This window comes from Chromobacterium amazonense (assembly GCF_001855565.1).
Taxonomy (GTDB): Bacteria; Pseudomonadota; Gammaproteobacteria; order Burkholderiales; family Chromobacteriaceae; genus Chromobacterium; species Chromobacterium amazonense.
On sequence record NZ_MKCR01000006.1, the window covers coordinates 15,082 to 34,970 of the forward strand.

Sequence of the window (19,889 nt, forward strand, 5' to 3'; positions counted from 1 at the left end):
CCCATAACCGCGACGAGAACGCCTATGAGCCTGGAAGCCTTTTTCAAGCACTACCGCAACAGCTACTCCCGCCTGGACGCGGCCGGCATGGCCAGCCACTTCACGGTGCCGTTCACCGCCATCCATCAGGGCGAGCTGACCGGCTGGCAGGACATGCCGTCCTTGCTCGACACCACCGCCGCCCTGCTGGCGTGGTATCGCAGCCAGGGATTTGAAAGCGCCAGCCACCGGCTGGTCAATGTGATGGCCATGGGCCCCGGCGTGGCCACCGCGCTGGTGGCCTGGACCGTGCAGCGCACGCAGGGCCGCCCGCCCTGGCGCTACCACACCGGCTACCACCTGAAGCAGGTGAACGGCGTCTGGAAAATATACGGCCTGGTGCAGTACGACACCGAGCCGGAGCAACACACCTTAGCGACGAAGGCAGCGTCGCCCGCGCACAGCGCCGGATAGCGCTGGCAGCCCCAAGCCGTGGCAGCGGCACAGCAACAGGCAGCGCCTGAGGAGAGACAGATGCAGACATTTGAAAACATAGGCATTACCGGACTTTGCGAAGAAAAATCGCACAACCCGGACAAGCAGTTCCTGTTGTTCAACATGTACCTGCAGCTGAGCCACACGCCGCCGCACGAATGGAAAGACTACTTCGCCGAATCCCGCCGCCTGCCGCGCGCCGCCGTCTGGCGCAAGGTATGGGTGGAGGGCGACTGTTTGGTCGTGTACTGCCAGCCGGAAGAATTGCAGCAGGAAATCGAAACGCTGAAGGAAGACATCGCCTTCGCCAACCGGCAATACCGCCAGCTGCAGCAGCTGCGCGAGCTGCGCCGGCAGCAGGAACAGATGGAACAGGAAGAAGCCAGCGAGCGCCGCATCATCCGCCAGCTGGCGGAACAACTGCGCTTCTAAACCGGGAGACCCCATGAGCGCCACTGCCTACTGCCTGCTGCGCCAAAGCGCCGGCGGCCGCCGCATCGCCGTCCAAGACGTCGGCTCCGCCGCCTGTTTCGTCCAGGCCCAGCCCGCGCCGGACAACCCGCCGCAGCCGGGCCAAGCCAGCGTCGTCGCCGTCAGCCAGCTGCGCCAGCCGCAGGCTGCGCCGCAACGCCCCCAATACGCAGTGAAAACCGCATAAAACCAAGCGCCGCGCCCCGCGCGGCAAGAAACCAGAAATCAGGAGCACCCATGTTGAATTTCGAAGACACCCTCCCCACCCCGGCCGCCGCCCCCTCCTCCATGGACGCCCATGGCACCGGCCGCGTCAACGTGGTGGACAAGAAGGTGATCAACGGCACCACCGACGTCAACCAGCTGGTACCGTTCAAGCACAAGTGGGCTTGGGAAAAGTACCTGGCGCAGTGCGCCAACCACTGGATGCCGCAGGAAGTGAACATGCAGCGCGACATCGAACAGTGGAAAACCGGCCAACTGACCGAAGACGAAATGCGCATCGTCAAGCGCAACCTGGGCTTCTTCGTCACCGCCGACTCCCTGGCCGCCAACAACATCGTGCTGGGCACCTATCGCCAGATCACCAGCCCGGAATGCCGCCAGTTCCTGCTGCGCCAGGCCTTTGACGAAGCCATCCACACCCACGCCTACCAGTACATCGTGGAAAGCCTGGGCCTGGACGAAGGCGAAGTGTTCAACGCCTACCACGAGATCAAGTCCATCCGCGACAAGGACGAATTCCTGATCCCGTTCATCGACGTGCTGTGCGATCCGGAATTCAAGACCGGCACCGTGGAAAACGACCAGAAGCTGCTCAAGTCTCTGATCGTGTTCGCCTGCATCATGGAAGGCCTGTTCTTCTACGTCGGCTTCGTGCAAATCCTGGCGCTGGGCCGCCAGAACAAGATGACCGGCGCCGCCGAGCAGTACCAGTACATCCTGCGCGACGAGTCCATGCACTGCAATTTCGGCATCGACCTGATCAACACCATCAAGCTGGAAAACCCGCTGTTGTGGACCGAAAGCTTCAAGGCGGAGATCGTGGAGCTGTTCAAGCAGGCGGTGGAGCTGGAATACGCCTACGCCGAGGACACCATGCCGCGCGGCGTGCTGGGCCTGAACGCCAGCATGTTCAAGGAATACCTGCGCTTCATCGCCAACCGCCGCATGCAGCAGATTGGCCTGGATCAGCTGTTCCCGGGCGTCAACAACCCCTTCCCGTGGATGAGCGAGATGATTGACTTGAAGAAGGAGAAGAACTTCTTTGAGACGCGGGTGACCGAGTATCAGACTGGCGGGGCGCTGAGCTGGGATTGAGCTTAATCGTCGGGCGACAGATAATTTTTCATTTACGACGCATAATTTTTCATTGCGTTGCCAACAATGTCGGAAATCGGAAAGCCTGTAACCAACGCTTGAAATCTTGCTTTGCGAGAAGCAAAGGCCCTGTAGTTGCAGGGCCTTTGTCGTATCCCGAGGGGGTGGCGGTTCATAAGGTTATGTGTTGAGAAGAACCCCGGCTTCGGCTTATCGGCCGAAGTGGCCCTTCAGCCACCGACAGAAGAGTGGCAGCCCTCGCCCCTAAGCTGTCATTTGCCGTCATAACTGGGAAGTGGCTGCTTTGACGTTCGAAGTGGCCCTTGGTTTGGATCGAAGTCATCAGCTTCTCCCTTGATAATTGAATTCAACGGGCAGCTGGTAAGCTCAGTCAAACCGCCCTGTAGATTAGGGGTTGCCATACGGACACAGTTATGACAAGGCGCTTATGAAACATAGCATTGGGAGTGATCATTCAGATGATCAAGATCAATTGATATACGGACACCAATGACCGTATAAACACCATTATATATCTTAAGCATATGCCTCATAAACAAGAAGCCCTACACCTAATCGAAGACTGTCTGCAAGAACTAGAGTCCCAGAAAGGCTCAGTTTTATCAGGCATCCAAAAGCTAGCACGTGCAGCTGGAATAATGGAGCGTTTGGACGTAGCTGCCTGGTGTGCAATTCAATTAGGTGACCAGAAGTACACGCGTACATTGCAAGCACTAATTAATCACCTCGTGGATACATCAGTGGACCATGAGTCAAAATCTGCGAAAGAAAAAACAGATCAATTACTAAAGAAGTTGAATGAATTAAAGCTCAATGAAAAATTTCATTACTCCAATGAAGAGCTGAACATCAAAGCTTCAACAGGAGGTGGCGGATATGCGAGCATTGGCTTTATTGAGGAGCGATACGCCGACCTTATACGCCTTCGCAAAGGCAATGATGGAACACATTACAAAAGCCAATTAAGCAATCACATCAATTATGTTAAAAGAAAAGCCCATTCCCAGGCATCGGAAATATTCAACCAACTCAAATTTTCAGGCACAGTACAGAACTGCTTTGACACACTAAAAACAGCAGCAGACGATAAATTATTGGATTTAAACCCGGAGCTCGCTGAGCAACTAATGCTCGCATTTAAGGCTGTTGCATCAACCAAGAGTGAAGAATGGTCTCAAGCGCTAACAACATGCCGTCGACTAATCGAAGGACTTGCTGACACTCTTTACCCTCCTAGTGATCAGAAGCAAAATGGCCGTGCTCTTGGCCCAACAAACTATGTAAATCGCCTCTGGGCCTTCATGGATAAATCCATCGCATCGAACTCCAACAAAGAATTGGCTAAAACTCACATTGACTTCCTTGGCTCTTGGCTTGAAAAGGTGAATAAAATCTCAAACAAGGGAGTGCATGCAGAAGTAAGTCAAATTGAAGCAACAAAGGCAGTGTTTCACACCTATCTTATCGTTGCCGATATTTTAGAGTGCGCAACAGAATCCCCCCCGGGCAGCGTGAAAAAAAGCATTAATGAGGCAACGCTAGACGAAATTGAAGCTCAATTGGATGTTAGTCGCGCCATTGCGAAGGAAATATTTAAAGCCAGAGTTCGACAAGGAAAACTTAACACAGCCAGTCTCAGCAGCATTAAGGGGGTTGGGCCAAAAGCAATAAGGCTGGCCCACGAAGCATTTGATATTCCAGAATAAAAAGGCTTAACTGAAGACTTAGTGCGGATGGTGATCCTTTGCATTGCCCCCCCCATTGGCCTTGGCGCTAGGTCTTCACAAATCCGCCGCGGCCCATCAACTTATCGAAAGACCGCTTTAGCCGACAACCTGCCGGAGTCCTTTCCCGGTCGGCTGCAGGTCGGCCGAAGCGATCAATCAATCCATCATGACGTGGAGATTTCAATGGGGGATAAAGCGTCAGTTGCTAATCGATAGCAGTGATTGGACTCTCAAGTCAGCCGTTACTCAATACTGGGGGATTTCGCATCATTTATGCATGGCTAAAGTGAACGGCGGCTAAAACTCGCAAAGCTGTCTATTCCTCAGATCCCACAACATTTCCAGAGACCACATCATTCATCATTAGATTTGGCATCTATTGCCTCATCGGCCAGCAGATCGTGCTTTGCTCTCAGTTCCACCATATAGGATGCTGCGAGAGATGCAAACATCTCTAGCTTCCGTATCTTGTCCTCCAAGGCTTCACGAGCCAATTTGGCAGCATCAGCTGAATGGCCCAGGCCACCATCCACAAAGTTAACAATACGGGCTTCGAGTGCCACATCCGCTGCCGCATCGGCGGCGCTTTGAATCCAAGGCTTCGATTCTTCTGAGGCTTGCTCAACCGCCGTAGCCAGAAGGTACTGCACCAAGATCCGCGCCGCATCGTCTAGTTTCACGGCCATTGATCTGCTCCCCTCAGCTCCTACCAATCAAAAGTAGAGAGAAGTCTGTCACTTGAAGGAAAATGACGGATATGAAGAAGAGCAGATACACCGAAGAGCAGATCATCGGCTTTCTCAAGCAGGCCGAACTCGGCATGGCCATCAAGGAGGTCTGCCGCCAGGGAGGCTTCTCTGAAGCCACCTTCTACAAATGGCGAAGCAAATACGGCGGCATGAACGTCGCGGAATTGCAGCGCGCTCGCGATCTGGAAGCCGAGAATGCCCGGCTCAAGAAGCTGCTGGCCGAAGCCCACCTCGATATCGAAGCTCTCAAGGTCGCCTTCGGGATAAAGCGCTAGCCCCGCAAGCCAAGCGGCAGGCCATCCGCATCATGCTAAGCAGCGGACTGGCATTGTCGGAACGCCGCGCTTGCCGGCTTGTGGGGCTTTCTCGAGACGCCTGGCGACATCCGCCGCAAACCGATGCATTCACGCATCGGCTGACCGCCCGCATCATCGATATCGCCCACACGCGCCGCCGCTTTGGCTATCGGCGAGTGTATGACCTGTTGCGCGCAGAGTTTCCGGGCATCAACCACAAGCGGGTGTACCGCTTGTATCGCGAACAAGGTCTGGCGGTTAGACGACGTAACCGTCGGCGTAAGCTGACCGGCGTGCGCACGCCGCTGCAAGCCGCTACACAGTGGAATGAGGTGTGGAGCATGGATTTTGTCAGCGACCAGTTAGCCAGTGGTCGGCGCTTGAAATGCCTGACGGTCGCCGATGACTTCAGCCACGAAGCGGTGCAGATTGCGGTGGATTTCTCGATGTCCGGTCAATACGTCACGCGGATGTTGGATCAGGCGGCGCAATTTCGCGGCTATCCGTCAGCGATCCGGACGGACAATGGGCCGGAGTTCACCAGTCGGGCATTCATGGGCTGGGCGCAAAGCCGCGGCATCCGCCACATCCTGATTCAACCAGGCCGGCCGATGCAGAATGGTTACATCGAAAGCTTCAATGCCAGACTCCGCGACGAATGCCTGAACGAGCATGTCTTTGATTCGCTGGCGGAGGCCAGGCAGATCATCTCCGCGTGGCGGGACGATTACAATCAAGTCCGTCCCCATGGATCGATTGGCCGGATACCGCCAGCGGAATTTGCGGCACGCCATCGCCAGGCACAATTAGCAAGCCAAAGATCAGCAGGTTCCACCACCATGCAAACCTAGGACTTCTCTCCTGATTGCTGGTATGGCTAGCGGGGGCAGATCAGCAGAGTTTGCGGCGCCGATGCGCGTCTACCTGCAGGACGGCGCAGTCACGTCGGCCGCGCCGGATCTGCCATTCATCGAGATTGAAGTGTAACGGCCCGGCCGGGCCATTTTGAAGGGAGGGGATATGCAGGAACACGAGAAGGGGCTGGCCGCGCTGCTGGCGGTGGGCGCGCTGATCGGACTGGGCAAGTTGCTGGTGAGCCAGGAAACCATAACCGTTCGCCTGGCTGTCGGTCGCGCCATCCTCGGCGGGGCGACGTCTACGGTTGCCGGCGTTGCATTGATGCAGTTTCCGGAGCTGCCACTGCCCGCCCTGGTCGGCATCGGCGCCGGCCTGGGCATACTCGGCGCGCAGTACCTGGAAGCCTGGCTTAAACGCCGGGCGGATGCGCTGCCGCGCTAATCACCACGCCCCACACATCAGCATCTGAACTCTCTCAAGTGGGAGGCATGCCTTGTATCCAGCAACATTCCACCAGCCGACTCCCCCTATAGCCTGCCTGCGCAGGCCATCTCGTTTTTAGGAGCGTGACATGCAAACCAGCGCCAATGGCATCAACCTCATCAAACAGTTCGAAGGGCTCAAACTGACCGCCTATCAGGATTCAGTCGGCATCTGGACCATAGGCTACGGCCATACCGGACGCGACGTAAAGCCAAGCCAGACCATCAGCAGCAACCAGGCGGATCAACTGCTGCGCCAGGATCTGGCACGCTTCGAGCAGGGAGTAAGCAATCTGATCAAGGTGTCCATCAAACAGAACCAGTTCGATGCACTGGTCAGCTTCAGCTACAACCTGGGTCTGGGCAATCTGCAAAGCTCCACCCTGCTTCGCCTGCTTAACCAAGGCGACTACCAAGCGGCCGCCGGCCAGTTCCCCTTGTGGAACAAGGCAGGCGGCAAGGTTCTGCCCGGACTGACTCGTCGCCGGCTAGCTGAACAGGCTCTTTTTCAGGGAGCCACAACATGCTGACCGCCCTCGCCTCTCTTCTCCGCTATTGGCGGGAGCTGCTGCTTCTGCTGGCCATCGCGGCACTGGTCTGGCTGGGCTACAGCTGGCGCGACCTGTCGGCTGAGCGTGAGCAGGCCCAACGCCAGGTTGCACAAGCACAAGCCTAATTGAAGTAATATGCCTCATGCGTTGAATAGTCTATGAGGCATGCCATCTTCGATATCTGAATTTTATTAATCTGGAATTGGTATTCCCAGTGCAGGCAACAAGCCAAGTTCATTCAGTCTAACTTCGACAGCCCTTGCCTTTTCAACGTGTTCTAGGTTGTAGGAAGAGAAGTGTTCTTTTGTTGTCACGATAAGAGATTTTCCATTCTCAAGCGAAATCACATCTTCTGCCTCAGGCACATCGCTCGACCTGATAGGTTTGTTCACCAGAATCATCCATCCACCAGCATATCGATGCTCAAACACTTGATAGCTGTCACAAGGATTCGCATCGTGGTCGAGTCTGAATGTGTAATCCTGATCAGATACGCGAGCCCAGCTGACTGAGAACTCTGCTAGGGAAGGTCTGAACAACCTGCCACGCAAACAGAAATGCAATTTCTCGCGGGGCTTCGGTTGCATTTCACCCACCAATTCCAGATCGCCCGCCATGAGGATGACCGGGTGCTTCCGGTCATCCGGCCTTTTAACTCGCCGCCAGCAAGGCCTTTCGCGCCAGCCAGATGTTGGCCAGCCCAAACAGCGTCATCAGTTGCGCGGTGTTCTTCTTCAAACCGCGGTAGCGTGTTTTCAGGTAGCCAAACTGCTGCTTGATGACCCGAAACGGATGCTCCACTTTGGCCCGAATCTTGGCTTTGACCATTTCGCCCAGCTGGATCTGCCGGTCGTCGGCTGAATCGGTCAGCGCTTTGCGCTGGCCGGGCCTCATCGCAATCCACCAACGCACCGCTCGCGATTGGTGTTCGGCTCGCTTGTGCACGCCAGCAAAGCCGGCGTCGCCAAACACATCGATTTCCTCGCCGTGCAACAACTGATCGACCATCGTGACATCCGCCACATTGGCGGGGGTGCCGGCCACGTGATGCACCAAGCCGGACTGGGCGTCGACGCCGATATGGGCCTTCATGCCGAAGTACCACTGATTGCCCTTCTTGGTTTGATGCATGTCCGGATCGCGCTCGCCCTGAGCGTTTTTGGTGGAGCTGGGCGCGTGGATCAGGGTGGCATCGACGATGGTGCCTTGCTTCAACATCAGCCCTTTGTCGCAGAGATGCTGGTGGATGGCGGTAAACAGAGCGTGGGTCAGCTGGTGCTTTTCCAGCAGATGGCGGAAGTTCAGCAGGGTGGTTTCGTCCGGGACGGCGTCCAGGGAGAGGCCGGCGAACTGGCGCATGGAGGCGATCTCGTACAGGCTTTCTTCCATGGCGGGATCGGACAGGCTGTACCAGTGCTGCAGGCAGTAGACGCGCAGCATGGCGGACAACGGGTAGGGGCGGCGACCGTTGCCAGGCTTGGGATACACTGGATCGATGACGGCTTCGAGCTGCGCCCAAGGCATGACCTGATCCATCTCTGTCAGAAAGATTTCGCGGCGGGTGCGCTTCTTCTTAGCGGCGAGTTCGAGATCGGTGAAGGTCATCTGCTGTCGCATGCTGGCGTCCTGGATCTGACTGAGGGGGAGTCAGTTTACGGGAAGATTGGAGACTTGTTCAGACCTTCCCTAGAATAATTTCCAGTATTTTTTGCAACTGGTCAGAATCAAGTGCTCCAACCTCTGCTTTTGACTTCCAGTCACATTCATATGTAGCGCCAAAGTCAAACGTTATAACACCATTAAGTGCAGGCATGTCACCAATTGGTTTACTTCCCAAATTACCTGATAGCCCTATGCTTGCTCCAAACTCACGGCCGTTCTGAATGGTTGGCAAATTAATCTCACCACTGAATTCAAAGTCATCAAGATTCTTTTTCTTGAAATAATCGACGCATCTATCAAAATCCCTATCAAGGCTAAAGCATTTTTCTAGATTCCGCTCATTGTTCCTTACAATCCATTCACGTTCAATTAGCCTGGGCTCAATAATTTCTATTTTACGAATAATTCTTTTAATCTTGCTTAATATTTCAAAATAATTTGGCTCCTCAGGCCTTTCTGAAAGAGAAAGAGTAAGTATGGCTGAATAGTAATGGTGGTGATTGGACCTGTTGGGTAGTACGACTGGGGATTCTGGAGTTAATTTCATTTTAGGGTGTATAATGTGTAGTGAGTTGGGGAGCAAGGGCAGCCACCTGGGTCCCAAAGTTTTGACTTAACAACTTATATACTTCATTTCCCATGAAATGCCACTCAACCCTAACGGGTGGGGGAGTCGCGGCGCGGTAATGACGTCTCATTTGACCCAGCATGCCTTCGGTTCCTAGTTGACTTCTCCACCATCGCATATCCACCCATGGTTTTCCTATAAACTGGTCATAGTTACCTTTGGCTTCTACCAAGGTACACTGTGCCCGCCAGAAGCCATCAAAGTCCGGGATGCCATTGTACGACCACTCTGTCACCTGATACTGGTCTTTGGTTCCCGAGGGCAAGGCGGCGAACTTCTCAGGCCCTGCTTTCATATTGGCGATTCTAAGCTGATAGCGCAGCCAGCTGTCAGGCTTGCCACCGGCGTATGATTTGTCGCTACGTAGATTGGGACTGTACTTACCTTGACAACTGCCCGCGGCAGGGCAGCGGCAGTCCTTTTCATCAGCCTTTTCCTTTGCCTTGGAGATAGCTTTAGATGCCTGATCGGCCCCGGCCACCACTGCCATGCTCCCTAGGAGCCAGGCACCTGCTGTTACCAAGGCTTCCTCGCCAAGAATGGCACCTCCGACTACTAATGGAATCATGCGTTACCTCCCTTCCTGCCACATCGCCTTGATCAGCGAGAACTGGTCTTTCAGGGCCATTGGCACACTTTCTCGCGTGGCGGCGTACTCTCGGAATTTTTCAATCTGCATGGGCGTCTTGCGCGTGCCAACGGTAAATATCGCGTACTGCAACAGCAGGGCCCTATCCTTGTCGAAACCGTATTGTTTGGCATCCGCCGCCACCTGATCCAGCAACTGCCCGGTTCCGTCTTGATGCAGCTTGTCCAGCAATTCCTGTTGTCCTTGCTCCTGAGCGATGTTCTGGATATCCGTGTACAGCGAGTCGGCCAAGCCTAATTGGTCCATCTGCGCAACTTGGTCGTCATCAAACTCCAGCATGTTGCATCCTCATCACCAAGCGGGCATTGTCCTTGTGCGACCACAGCCACCATTCTTCGATAGGGTCAAACAAGGCGGCTTTCTGTTTTTCCGTGAAGATGTTGAATAGCCGAATCATCACTTGTGGGTCGTAGAAGCGGACTAGGGTTTCCCGACCATTTTTCAACTTCCCCTGCAAGTAGGGCTGTAGATGCTCCCGCAAATCATTAATGTCGAGACGGCTCCAAATCCAACTGAGCGACTGTTTGTCCCGTTCCTCGAACAGTAACCTATCCAGCTTTCCACTCCCCGCCAGCCAACTAGGCAAGGGCACATGAATCAACCACGGCGCAACCTCATCCAGCCCATGCTCTGGAGTGTTATCAAAAAGAGAGCGACGCTCTCCTTCTGGAAGCAAACGGCGGATACTGGTAAGACCATTCTTGTAGATGGCGGCATCGACCAACAGATACAGGCGAGTATCTGGTAAGGCTGCATGGCTCTCTGGCCAGGAGGCTGGCATCTTAGCCATTTGGACGCAGGACATGGCTACTCCGATTGGCTGCTGCCTTTTTCAGGCATTCACAAGATAAAGTTGTCGTCGGGAAGCTGGGCATCGGCGGGTTATAACTGGCGGAACCGCTGATTTCATGACTGGCGCCCTTGACGCTGACCCCGCCGGGACAGTGCACTTCGATATTGCCGCCGGCAATGCGGATGTAGCCGCCGCCGCTAGTAAGCAGCACTTCCTGACTGGCGGCGATCTGCACCCTGCCCTTTACGGAAGTAATGGTGAGGTCCTTATCTGCTGTCAGTTCCATCGCATCGCTCTGCGCCTGGATTTGTACCTTGCCCTTAGCTGCGATCAGCTTCACCGCCACCTTGTCTTTGACCCCGGCTACAAACAGACTGATGCTCTTGCCCACGTTGTGAATCCACCGCCGGCCGGTAGTGTGGTTGGCATCACGCAGGGCCACCAGGTTGAGGTTCTGCTCGGCACTAAGGGTTTGGCTTTGCTCGGTGACGCTGGCGATGCCGGCCGGGCCAGACAGAATGAGCAACGGCTGTTGGCCCTCCTGTTCCTTGGCGGTCTTGGCGTCTTTATCGGTGTTGCTGCCAGCCTCCCAGGCGGCCAGCGCGTCGAGCTGGTGCTGGAGATGGCCGGTGTCTTTCTTCCCGCTCTTGGCGTTGTCGTCGCCGATCTCATCCGACCCGGTTTCCATGGTGTCGGCCAGTTGGCCGGTGGCGGTTTCGGCCAGCGCCTGGCTCAGCGCGACAGCGGATTGCAGCTGGCTTTGCGCATGCTCGCGCGCTAGCTGTTTGCCGCCGGCGCCGTTTTGCGCTTCGGTGGACAGCAGCAGGCCGTGCGCGGCGCGGATGGCACCGTGGTTATCGGTTCTGAGTTCGAAGCCTTCGCCGCGCGGCTGGGCTTTGCCGTTGCTGCGCGGGTGGGTGAGGAAGCCCTGGTTGAGCTGGGTCTTGCCGGATTCGGAGCTGAGCTTGGCGCGCACTTCGCCGGGGGTGTCGTCGAACAGCAGTTCGTTGTAGCCACCGCCCTGGTGTTCTTTGCTCTTGATGCCGGACAGCGTCTTGTTGGCGGGCAGCGCGCCGGCGCCGCTGAAGTCGGGCGTCGGGTGGCTGCCGTTGTACAGGACCCCTGTTATGACGGGGCGGTCGATGTCGCCTTCGATGAAGCTGACCAGCACTTCCTGGCCGATGCGCGGGATGAACTGGTGGCCGAAACCGGCGCCGGCGCTGGGCATGGCCACGCGCAGCCAGCAGCTGGATTTGTCGTCGAGATTGGCGCCGAATTGGGTGTGTTCCTCTGGCCGTTGCCAGTGGAACTGCACCTTGATGCGGCCTTGGCCGTCGGTGTAGATCTCGTCAGCCACTTGGTCTGTCGGCTCGGCCGGGCCGACCACGGTGGCCGTTTGCACGCCGCGCAATTTGGGCTTGGCCAGCGGTGTGTCGGCATAGGCCGGGGTCAGCGGGATGCCGCGGCGCTGGGTCTGCAGCGTGGTGGTGAACGGCGCGGCGTCGCTGGGGGCGCCGACGTGCTGGGCCAGATCCTTGGGCAGGTTGTTGCGAACCTGGAAGGTTTGGCCGGTGACCACGAATTCGCGGTGTTGCGGGCTGTCGGCCTCATGCGCCGGATGGTCGTCCAGGCGGAACCATTCGCCCGGCTGCAGGCCGCGCACGGTGCCGCTGGCAGTGAAGGATTTGGCCTGCAGGTCATGCGCCTGCTGGCGCAGCTGGGCATAGCGGCCCAGCTGTTCATCGTCGCCGGCGTAGTACAGGCCCGGCGCGTCGTAGTGGGTCAGGCTGCTCTGCAGCGACTGGCCGGCCTGGCCTTGTTCGATGCGGCTGCCGTCTTCGCTGTGCTGAGTGGAGACCGGCTTGTAGTCGTAGCTGGCCAGCGCCACACTGCTGGGCACGATCTGGCGGGTGGCCTGCCATTCGGTCAGGCCGTCTTCGTCTTCGGTGGCGTCAGCGCGGTGGAAGCGCACGCGGCTCAAGGTGGCGGCCGGCAGGCTGTGCGGATCGTCAAACACCGCCAGTTGCACCTGCGGGCCATCATCGTCTTGATGCAGGAAGCGCCAGCTGAAGCCTTCCTCATGCATCAGGCGCACGATGAATTCGTAATCGCTCTCGCGGTATTGCAGGCAGTAGCTGCGCGGCTGGGTCGGCTGTACCTGGATGGACAGCGTCTGCACCCGGGCGAAGGCCGGGTTGCTCTGCTGATGTTCGGACAGGATCTGCTGGATGATGTCCGGCACCGACAGGTCCTGGAACACGCGAGAAGTCCGGCGGTGACGCAGCAGCGCGAACGGCGGTTCGATCGTCAGCTCGTACTTGGCGAAGCCGCCATCGGCGCCGGCCAGCCTGGCCTCGCTCACCACACCGCAGCGGATGGACTCGCCGCCCGCAGCATCCTCGATGCCGATGCGCGCCGGCTGGCCCAGCAGCGACTTCAGTTCGATATGGGTGTCCGGCGACAGGCAGGTCAGTGTGTAGCGGTACGGTTGGGACAGACCCTCTTCGGCCTGCAGGCTCAGCGGCAGCAACTGCTCGGCGGCGATCTGCCCGGTGCCCAGCCGCAAAGTCAATACCCGTCGATCTTGGCCAAAGGCGGAGGCGAAACTGGCCAGCAGTGCGTTCAAATCCATCCGATTCCCAAATAAAAATACCCTCATAGCGAGGGCATGTCATTGAACTAAAAGGGGATAAGAATTTTATGATGCTATGTAAGCGTCAACAAGCTGGTCTCGTCAAAAATCTGACAAACCTACACTTAAGTACAGGTACAGCAGGGCAAAACTTACCTGGAAGACCCATGCAATGACGCCACGCTCTCGTCCAAGGCGCGCTGCAGCGCCACATCCAGGCACGGGATTTCACCAAGTTTGTCTCCCGGCAAGGCCCCCCGTTCGCAAGCAAGATCGAACTCCCTCTCCAGCTGCTGGATGATGAGCAACTGGGCGGCCACTTTATCGGCAATCGGGGTCTCGTTGGGAAACAACTCTTGCGTAAGACGTACAGCCAGAACCTGGGCGACAACTTTCTGAGCCTCCAGCAAGGTCAACCGGCCCGATTTGATAGCTTGAAGTGCGATACCTAGCTCATCGGCCAGATCCTGCAGATTTTAGGGACGTGACATGGCGGCCACCGCAACTTGTTTATGTACAATTTCAAGATACACTACAGCGTTGCTTCGCGGCCACAAGAATGCAAAAAGAGGTAAAAATATGCCAAAATCGATAGAAACAGCTCTGCGCACATTGCAAATTTAGCGTTCGTAGCAGAAGTTCGAAAAAAGCCGCGTCCCAAAAGTGTCCCAAACCCGCACGAAAGCCTTTAGCTACACGCTTTTCCGAGTCTCTCCTTTCGCACCACACCGGCTTTTCAAGCCTAGCCCCCCAAAGTACCGCAAATACAGGCCTTCACGCCTTTGCGCGTTCTACGCCTTCACGCCAAATCACTCCCGTTTTTCGGTATCGCTTGTCCCAAAGAGTGTCCCAAACATGGCAACGATAGAACAGCGCAGCGGCAAGCGGCGCGCCAAAGTGCGCAAAGGAAAATTGCCCATGCCGAAATGCCGCGGCCAGCGCGTGGCGTTTCCGTTTCCGCCATCCGCGCGGACGGACGAACGACTGACCGCTCTCGAGAGCGACGGCGGCATGAGTAGCCGCCATTGAGCCTGGCCGGCCCACGCGGATTGCGCCTGCGCAGATGGAGGCGGCCTTTTCTTTTGCCTTATACTCTGGCCACATTGGGGCCGCGCGCCCTGGAACTCGTCTCCGGCTCGACCGTCCGACCTTCATGACCCACACTATCAATCCGTCTCGCCGTCTGCTGCTGCAAAGTCTCGCTATTGGCGCAGGCGCGGCTATTTTGCAAGGATGTCAAACCGTGCCAACCCCGCAATCCATACCGTCCGCCTCGCATCGCCTGTACCTGACCGCCTGCTCCGGCATCATCCCGGCTAAGCAAATCCAGCTGGCGCTGCCCCGGCTGGCCCGCGCCGGCTTCACCCTGGAAAACACGGCGGCGCTGGAGCGCAAGCATTTGCGATTCGCCGGGACCGACGCCGAACGCGCAGCCGACCTGAATGCCTTGCTGACCCAATCGCAGCAGCCGTCGCTGGTGGTGGCCGGACGTGGTGGCTACGGCGCGATGCGGCTGCTGCCGCAGATCGATTTCGCCCGGCTCGGCGCGCGGTTGCGCGAGTCCGGCACGCCGCTGATAGGCTATAGCGACTTCTGCGCCATCCAGTTGGCGCTACTGGCCAAAAGCGGCATGGGCAGCTTCGCCGGCCCGATGCTGGGCGATTTCGGCAATGCGCACCCCAGCAGCTACGCCATCAACGAATTCTTTTTCACCCTCACCACGCCGCAGCGTAGCCTGCACGTGGCCGGCCCCTGCGGGCGCGCCAGCGGCGAAGGCATTTTCTGGGGCGGCAATCTAAGCGTGCTGTCCAGCCTGGCCGGCACGCCTTACCTGCCGGATATCAAGGGCGGCTTGCTGTTCCTGGAGGATGTGGGGGAACAACCGTACCGCGTGGAGCGCATGCTGCAGCAGCTGCATCTGGCTGGGGTGCTGAGCCGCCAACAGGCGATCTTCCTTGGCGATTTCTCAATGCAGAAACATGTTGACGTCTATGACCCGCGCTACGATTTCGATGCCGTGGTGGCGGAATTGCGCCGCATAAGCGGGGTGCCGGTATTCACAGGCCTGCCATTCGGCCACATCGCCAATAAAACCACCATGCCGCTGGGCTTCCCCACCCGCTTCCGGGCCGATGGCGACAGCCTGACCCTGCAATTTTTGAACTACCCCACCATTTCGCCGCTGGGTCTGCAGCCGGAAGCGCTGCTGGACACGCAACCCGCCTGAAGCCTGGTAAGCCAAATGCTTGACGAAGCGGCGAGCATCATGCAGTTTGATTCGCCGTTCCGTGCCGAATAGATGGAGAATGCATGACCCCTTGTCAGAAAACCCTGCTGGGATTGACTCTTGCCGCCTTGTTGAGCCCCTTGCCCGCCGCGGCAGACGGCTATCAAACGCCGCCGCCGGAGCTGGCGGCGCTGGTCGATGCGCCGCGCACCCCGCAGCAATCGCTCAGCCCGCAACAAAACATCGTGCTGCAGATCAGCCGTCCCGGCTTGCCCAGCATAGCCGACGTCGCCCAGCCGGAACTCAAGCTGGCTGGGCTGCGCCTCAATCCCAAAATGCGCGCCTACAGCCAATTCAACTTTGGCAATGGGCTGTCTTTGCTGGACATCGCCAGCGGCAAGTCGCGGCCAGTCAGCGGCCTGCCCGTTCGGCCACGCATCGCCAACCACCAATGGGCTGCCGATGGCAAGCATGTGGCGCTCAGCCTGTGGGGCGACAAGGGCGTGGAGTTGTGGCTGCTCGACGTCGCCGCCGCCCGCGCCCGCCGTCTTGGCGATTTCCATTTGAACGCCAGCACCGGCAGCGGCTTCGCCTGGATGGGCGACAAGCTCCTGGTGAAGATGGTGCCCGCGCGCCAGGGTCCTGCGCCAGTCGCGTCAGCCAGCCCAAGCGGGCCTAACATCCAGGAAAGCCAAGGCGGCAAGTTGTCGCAGACCCGTACTTATCCCGATCTGCTGAAAACGCCTTACGACGCCGACCTGCTGGATTACCAGCTCAGCAGCCAGCTGGCGCTGGCCGACCTGAACGGCAAGCTCCATCCCATCGGCTCGCCGGATCGCTTTCTGTCGGTGCAGCCATCGCCGAATGGCCAATACCTGCTGGCCACCAGGCTGCAGCGCCCCTACTCCACCCTGGTGCCGCTGACTCGCTTTCCGCAGCGCATCGAAGTGCTGGACTTGAAGGGCCGCAGCGTGCATGTGGTCGCTCAGCGTCCACTGCTGGAACGCATGCCTTCCGGCAATGACGCAGTGGAAACCGGCCCTCGCGACGTGGGCTGGCGGGAAGATGCGCCGGCCACCTTGTTCTGGGCCGAAGCGCAAGACGGCGGCGACCCAGGCGTGCCCGCCAAGACGCGCGACGCTTTGTTCCTGCAGGCCGCGCCATTCCAGAAGCCGCCGTTCAAGCTGCAGGAGCTGGCCAGCCGGTTTGCCGGCATCCAGTGGGGGCGCGACGATTTGGCGCTGGTCAACGAATACTGGTGGAAAACGCGTGAAATCAAGGTCTGGCGCGTTCGACCGGGCGAAGCCAATGGCGCGGCGGAGCTGCTAAACCAACGCAGCTCGGAAGATCGTTATGCGGACCCAGGCACGCCGACCATGGTAGTCGGCCGCAATGGGCAGTCGCTGCTGCAAACCAGCCCGGACGGCAACAGCCTCTACTTGTTGGGTGAAGGCGCCAGCCCCGAGGGCGATCGCCCTTTCATCGACAAGCTGGACCTGAACAGCAAGCAGACCACTCGGCTATGGCGATCCCAAGCGCCCTGGTATGAACAGCCCCTGGCCGTGCTGGATAAGGCGCAGAGCGTATTGTTGAGCCGCGAGCAGATGGAAACGCCGCCCAATTTGTACGTGAAAACGCTTGGCGAGAAAAATGGTTTGCGCCAGCTGACCTTCTTCCAGCATCCCACCCCGCAGCTGAAGGGAGTGCAGAAACAGCAACTGCGTTACAAACGCGCCGACGGCGTCGACCTGACCGGCACGCTGTACCTGCCTCCCGGCTATGAAGCGAAACGAGACGGCCCGCTGCCGATGCTCATGTGGGCCTACCCCGCCGAGTTCAAGAGCGCGGATGCCGCGGGGCAAGTCACCGATTCGCCGTATCGTTTCAACCGCGTCGGCTACTGGGGGCCGGAAGCCATGCTGGCGCGAGGCTATGCCGTATTGGATGATCCGAGCATGCCCATCATCGGCGCAGGCAAACAGGAGCCCAACGACAGCTATTTGCCGCAGTTGAAGATGGATGCGCAAGCAGCCGTGGACGAGGTGGTGAGGCTGGGCGTAGCGGACCGGGACCGCATCGCCATCGGCGGCCACTCCTACGGCGCCTTCATGACGGCCAACCTGCTGGCGCATACCCGGCTGTTCCGCGCCGGCATCGCCCGCTCCGGCGCTTACAACCGCACCCTTACTCCGTTTGGCTTCCAGTCGGAGGAGCGCAATTTCTGGCAGGCCAAGGATGTCTATCAGACGATGTCGCCATTCAATTACGCCGATCAGATCAAGGATGCGCTGCTGTTGATCCATGGCGAAGCCGACAACAATCCCGGCACCTTCCCCATCCAAAGCGAGCGCTTATACCAGGCACTGCAAGGCTTGGGCGGCACCGTGCGGCTGGCGATGCTTCCGGCGGAAAGCCATGGCTACCGCGCGCGCGAATCCATCCTGCACATGTTGTGGGAGGAAGACCGCTGGCTGGACCAATACGTCAAGCATGCCAAACCGCGCGAGACGCCATAGTTCGGCCAGATAGCCGACTGCCGCTGCCAAGGCCCTGTCCGTCAGGGCCTTTTTCGATTGTTGATGCCCACATGCCGCTCGCAAACGCTCTTTTGAACGTGGAAACTGCCATACACACACATTTCCCTTGCATTCCCATTTTGTGTGTACAAAATAAAATATGACGGGCAGCAAACTCTATCCATTAGGTCTGCAAGGCGGTAAATTCCATGCGCGACGACAAAGTTCACCGTATCCATATCGAGCAGCCCGGCCGCCCCAGGCTGTATCAGTTCGATGATCTTCCCGGCTATGAAATGGCAGGGGTCATCACGCTGTCCGGGCGCAGCGGCGCGCTGGTAAAGAAAATCCGCAGCGGCGTTTACTACATGGCCAATTCCGGCATGTTGCGCCCGCTGGACCAGCGGCAAGTGAAAATGGCGCTGGGCCTGTCATCCGGCGCAGGCGCGCCGGCCAGAATGCAAGGCGGCGCTCGTCACAATGTCTATTTGGACGCGGAGAGCATAGACATCGCGCTGGCGCTGGGCGACGGCAATATCAGCAGAGGTATCCGCCACGCGCTGAAAGTCAGCGTCGCGGCAGACTGCTCCGAATCCTGAAATTTAAGATGCGCGCTTGAGGTACCATAAGAAAAGGCAGGCCATCCGGCCTGCCTTTGGCATGGATTTACGCAGACGGATCAACCGTACTGCCGCGCGAAATCCTGCATGAAATTGACCAAGGACTTCACGCCCTCGATCGGCATGGCGTTATAGATGGACGCGCGCATGCCGCCCACGGCGCGGTGGCCTTTCAGCTGCGCCAAGCCATTCTTGCGCGCTTCCAGCAGGAAGATTTCGTCTAGCGACTCATCCTTCAGCTTGAACACCACGTTCATTTTGGAGCGGAAGGGCGGTTCGATATGCGTGGAGTAGAAACCCTGGCTGTTGTCGATGACGTGATACAGCAGTCCGGCTTTTTCCTCGTTGCGGGTGGCGATGCCCTTGACCCCGCCCTGCTCCTTCAGCCACTTGAACACTAGGCCGGCGATGTAGATCGGATAGGTGGCCGGCGTGTTGTACATCGAGTCCGCGTCGGCGTGGACCTGATAATTCAGCATGGTCGGAATGTCGGCGCGCGCCTTGCCCAGCAGGTCTTCGCGAATCACCAGCACAGTCAGGCCAGACGGGCCGATGTTCTTTTGCGCGCCGGCATAGATCATGCCGAAACGGCTGACGTCGATCTCGCGCGACAGAAAATCCGACGACATGTCGCAAACCAGCGGCACGCCATGCTGCTCGGACGGGATGTAGGGAAATTGCAGGCCGCCTATGGTTTCGTTCGAGGTGTAGTGCAGATAGGCGGCGTTTGGATCGCGCTGCCAGCTGGATTCTTCCGGAATGTAGGAGAAATTGCGGTCTTCGCTGCTAGCAGCGACATTGACCTTGGCGTAGCGCTTCGTTTCCTTGATCGCCAGCTTGGACCAATGGCCGGTGTTGACGATGTCCACGCTGTCTTTATCGCCCAGCAGGTTCAGCGGCACCATGGCGAACTGCAGCGAAGCGCCGCCCTGCAGGAACAGCACCTTGTAGCCGGCCGGGATGTGCATCAGTTCGCGCAGATCATGCTCGGCATCATGGATGATTTCCATGAATTCCTTGCCGCGATGGCTCATCTCCATCACGCTCATGCCGGAGCCGTGCCAGTCCAGCAGTTCGCTCTGCGCTTCGGCCAGCACGGCGTGCGGCAGCACGGCGGGACCTGCGGAAAAGTTGTACACCTTGGCCATGGTCTTTCCTCTGTTGTCTTTGTCCGATTTATTGTTTAAATGGCGGCGTCAGCCGCGCATCGCAA

The 19,889-nt window shown here is 58.0% G+C and carries 22 protein-coding genes; 13 read left to right on the forward strand and 9 right to left on the reverse strand.

Annotated features, from left to right (window positions below):
• The first annotated feature begins 24 nt into the window (after positions 1 to 24).
• The 5 genes from BI343_RS04725 (at position 25) to BI343_RS19205 (ending at position 3,992) form a co-directional block, all read left to right on the forward strand.
• Complete coding sequence (locus BI343_RS04725; protein WP_071108853.1) at positions 25 to 453, forward strand: hypothetical protein; 429 nt, start codon at positions 25 to 27, stop codon at positions 451 to 453.
• Positions 454 to 513: 60 nt separating this feature from the next.
• Entirely contained in the window at positions 514 to 906 is a 393-nt protein-coding gene (locus BI343_RS04730) for a hypothetical protein (protein WP_071108854.1), read from the forward strand.
• A 13-nt stretch (positions 907 to 919) separates the two neighbouring features.
• Positions 920 to 1,132, forward strand: a complete 213-nt coding sequence (locus BI343_RS04735; protein ID WP_071108855.1) for a hypothetical protein — start codon at positions 920 to 922, stop codon at positions 1,130 to 1,132.
• Between the two features lie 50 nt (positions 1,133 to 1,182).
• Positions 1,183 to 2,265: a ribonucleotide-diphosphate reductase subunit beta gene (locus tag BI343_RS04740; RefSeq protein WP_083340802.1), complete on the forward strand. Its 1,083-nt coding sequence runs from the start codon at positions 1,183 to 1,185 to the stop codon at positions 2,263 to 2,265.
• Between the two features lie 659 nt (positions 2,266 to 2,924).
• Entirely contained in the window at positions 2,925 to 3,992 is a 1,068-nt protein-coding gene (locus tag BI343_RS19205) for a hypothetical protein (protein ID WP_211269383.1), read from the forward strand.
• A gap of 374 nt (positions 3,993 to 4,366) precedes the next feature.
• Here the strand turns inward: BI343_RS19205 and BI343_RS04745 are convergent, their stop codons facing one another.
• On the reverse strand, positions 4,367 to 4,699 hold the full coding sequence (locus tag BI343_RS04745) for a hypothetical protein (protein ID WP_071108857.1): 333 nt from the start codon (positions 4,697 to 4,699) through the stop codon (positions 4,367 to 4,369).
• A 71-nt stretch (positions 4,700 to 4,770) separates the two neighbouring features.
• Here BI343_RS04745 and BI343_RS04755 point away from each other — a divergent pair.
• The 4 genes from BI343_RS04755 (at position 4,771) to BI343_RS19950 (ending at position 7,074) form a co-directional block, all read left to right on the forward strand.
• A protein-coding gene (locus BI343_RS04755; protein WP_422614097.1) for an IS3 family transposase occupies positions 4,771 to 5,909 on the forward strand; the annotation gives its coding sequence in 2 pieces (ribosomal slippage) (positions 4,771 to 5,026 and positions 5,026 to 5,909; 1,140 coding nt in all).
• A 169-nt stretch (positions 5,910 to 6,078) separates the two neighbouring features.
• On the forward strand, positions 6,079 to 6,357 hold the full coding sequence (locus tag BI343_RS04760; protein ID WP_071108858.1) for a phage holin family protein: 279 nt from the start codon (positions 6,079 to 6,081) through the stop codon (positions 6,355 to 6,357).
• A 130-nt stretch (positions 6,358 to 6,487) separates the two neighbouring features.
• Positions 6,488 to 6,928, forward strand: coding sequence for a lysozyme (locus BI343_RS04765; RefSeq protein WP_071108859.1), 441 nt, complete (start codon positions 6,488 to 6,490; stop codon positions 6,926 to 6,928).
• Entirely contained in the window at positions 6,922 to 7,074 is a 153-nt protein-coding gene (locus tag BI343_RS19950) for a hypothetical protein (protein WP_169828980.1), read from the forward strand. Before BI343_RS04765 ends, BI343_RS19950 begins: the two co-directional genes overlap by 7 nt.
• Positions 7,075 to 7,140: 66 nt before the next feature.
• Here the strand turns inward: BI343_RS19950 and BI343_RS19210 are convergent, their stop codons facing one another.
• From BI343_RS19210 to BI343_RS04785, 7 genes are read right to left on the reverse strand one after another with little or no spacing between them, the layout of a single operon-like run.
• A complete protein-coding gene (locus BI343_RS19210) occupies positions 7,141 to 7,566 on the reverse strand; it encodes an Imm52 family immunity protein (RefSeq protein WP_083340804.1) in 426 nt (141 codons plus the stop codon).
• Between the two features lie 34 nt (positions 7,567 to 7,600).
• Entirely contained in the window at positions 7,601 to 8,566 is a 966-nt protein-coding gene (locus BI343_RS04770) for an IS5 family transposase (protein ID WP_083340712.1), read from the reverse strand.
• A gap of 58 nt (positions 8,567 to 8,624) precedes the next feature.
• On the reverse strand, positions 8,625 to 9,158 hold the full coding sequence (locus BI343_RS19550) for a hypothetical protein (RefSeq protein WP_139165644.1): 534 nt from the start codon (positions 9,156 to 9,158) through the stop codon (positions 8,625 to 8,627).
• Position 9,159: 1 nt separating this feature from the next.
• Positions 9,160 to 9,807 carry a Tox-REase-5 domain-containing protein gene (locus tag BI343_RS19215; protein ID WP_083340805.1) on the reverse strand — a complete coding sequence of 216 codons (648 nt, stop codon included), beginning with the start codon at positions 9,805 to 9,807 and terminating at the stop codon, positions 9,160 to 9,162.
• A gap of 3 nt (positions 9,808 to 9,810) precedes the next feature.
• Positions 9,811 to 10,167: a hypothetical protein gene (locus BI343_RS04775; RefSeq protein ID WP_071108860.1), complete on the reverse strand. Its 357-nt coding sequence runs from the start codon at positions 10,165 to 10,167 to the stop codon at positions 9,811 to 9,813.
• Complete coding sequence (locus BI343_RS19220) at positions 10,154 to 10,678, reverse strand: DUF4123 domain-containing protein (RefSeq protein ID WP_169828981.1); 525 nt, start codon at positions 10,676 to 10,678, stop codon at positions 10,154 to 10,156. The genes BI343_RS04775 and BI343_RS19220 overlap by 14 nt, the downstream gene beginning before the upstream one ends.
• Entirely contained in the window at positions 10,671 to 13,313 is a 2,643-nt protein-coding gene (locus BI343_RS04785; RefSeq protein WP_071108862.1) for a type VI secretion system Vgr family protein, read from the reverse strand. Before BI343_RS04785 ends, BI343_RS19220 begins: the two co-directional genes overlap by 8 nt.
• Before the next feature lie 855 nt (positions 13,314 to 14,168).
• Between BI343_RS04785 and BI343_RS19955 the strand changes: the two genes are divergently transcribed.
• From BI343_RS19955 to BI343_RS04805, 4 genes are all read left to right on the forward strand, one after another.
• Positions 14,169 to 14,342 (forward strand): hypothetical protein, encoded by a 174-nt coding sequence (locus BI343_RS19955; RefSeq protein WP_169828982.1) that lies wholly within the window; start codon positions 14,169 to 14,171, stop codon positions 14,340 to 14,342.
• Positions 14,343 to 14,556: 214 nt separating this feature from the next.
• A complete protein-coding gene (locus BI343_RS04795; protein WP_244886566.1) occupies positions 14,557 to 15,540 on the forward strand; it encodes an LD-carboxypeptidase in 984 nt (327 codons plus the stop codon).
• 83 nt (positions 15,541 to 15,623) lie between these two features.
• Positions 15,624 to 18,056, forward strand: coding sequence for an alpha/beta hydrolase family protein (locus BI343_RS04800; protein ID WP_071108865.1), 2,433 nt, complete (start codon positions 15,624 to 15,626; stop codon positions 18,054 to 18,056).
• Between the two features lie 209 nt (positions 18,057 to 18,265).
• A complete protein-coding gene (locus BI343_RS04805; protein ID WP_071108866.1) occupies positions 18,266 to 18,655 on the forward strand; it encodes a hypothetical protein in 390 nt (129 codons plus the stop codon).
• Between the two features lie 80 nt (positions 18,656 to 18,735).
• Here BI343_RS04805 and serC read toward each other — a convergent pair whose 3' ends face one another.
• Entirely contained in the window at positions 18,736 to 19,824 is a 1,089-nt protein-coding gene (gene serC / locus BI343_RS04810; RefSeq protein ID WP_071108867.1) for a 3-phosphoserine/phosphohydroxythreonine transaminase, read from the reverse strand.
• Between the last annotated feature and the right edge of the window lie 65 nt (positions 19,825 to 19,889).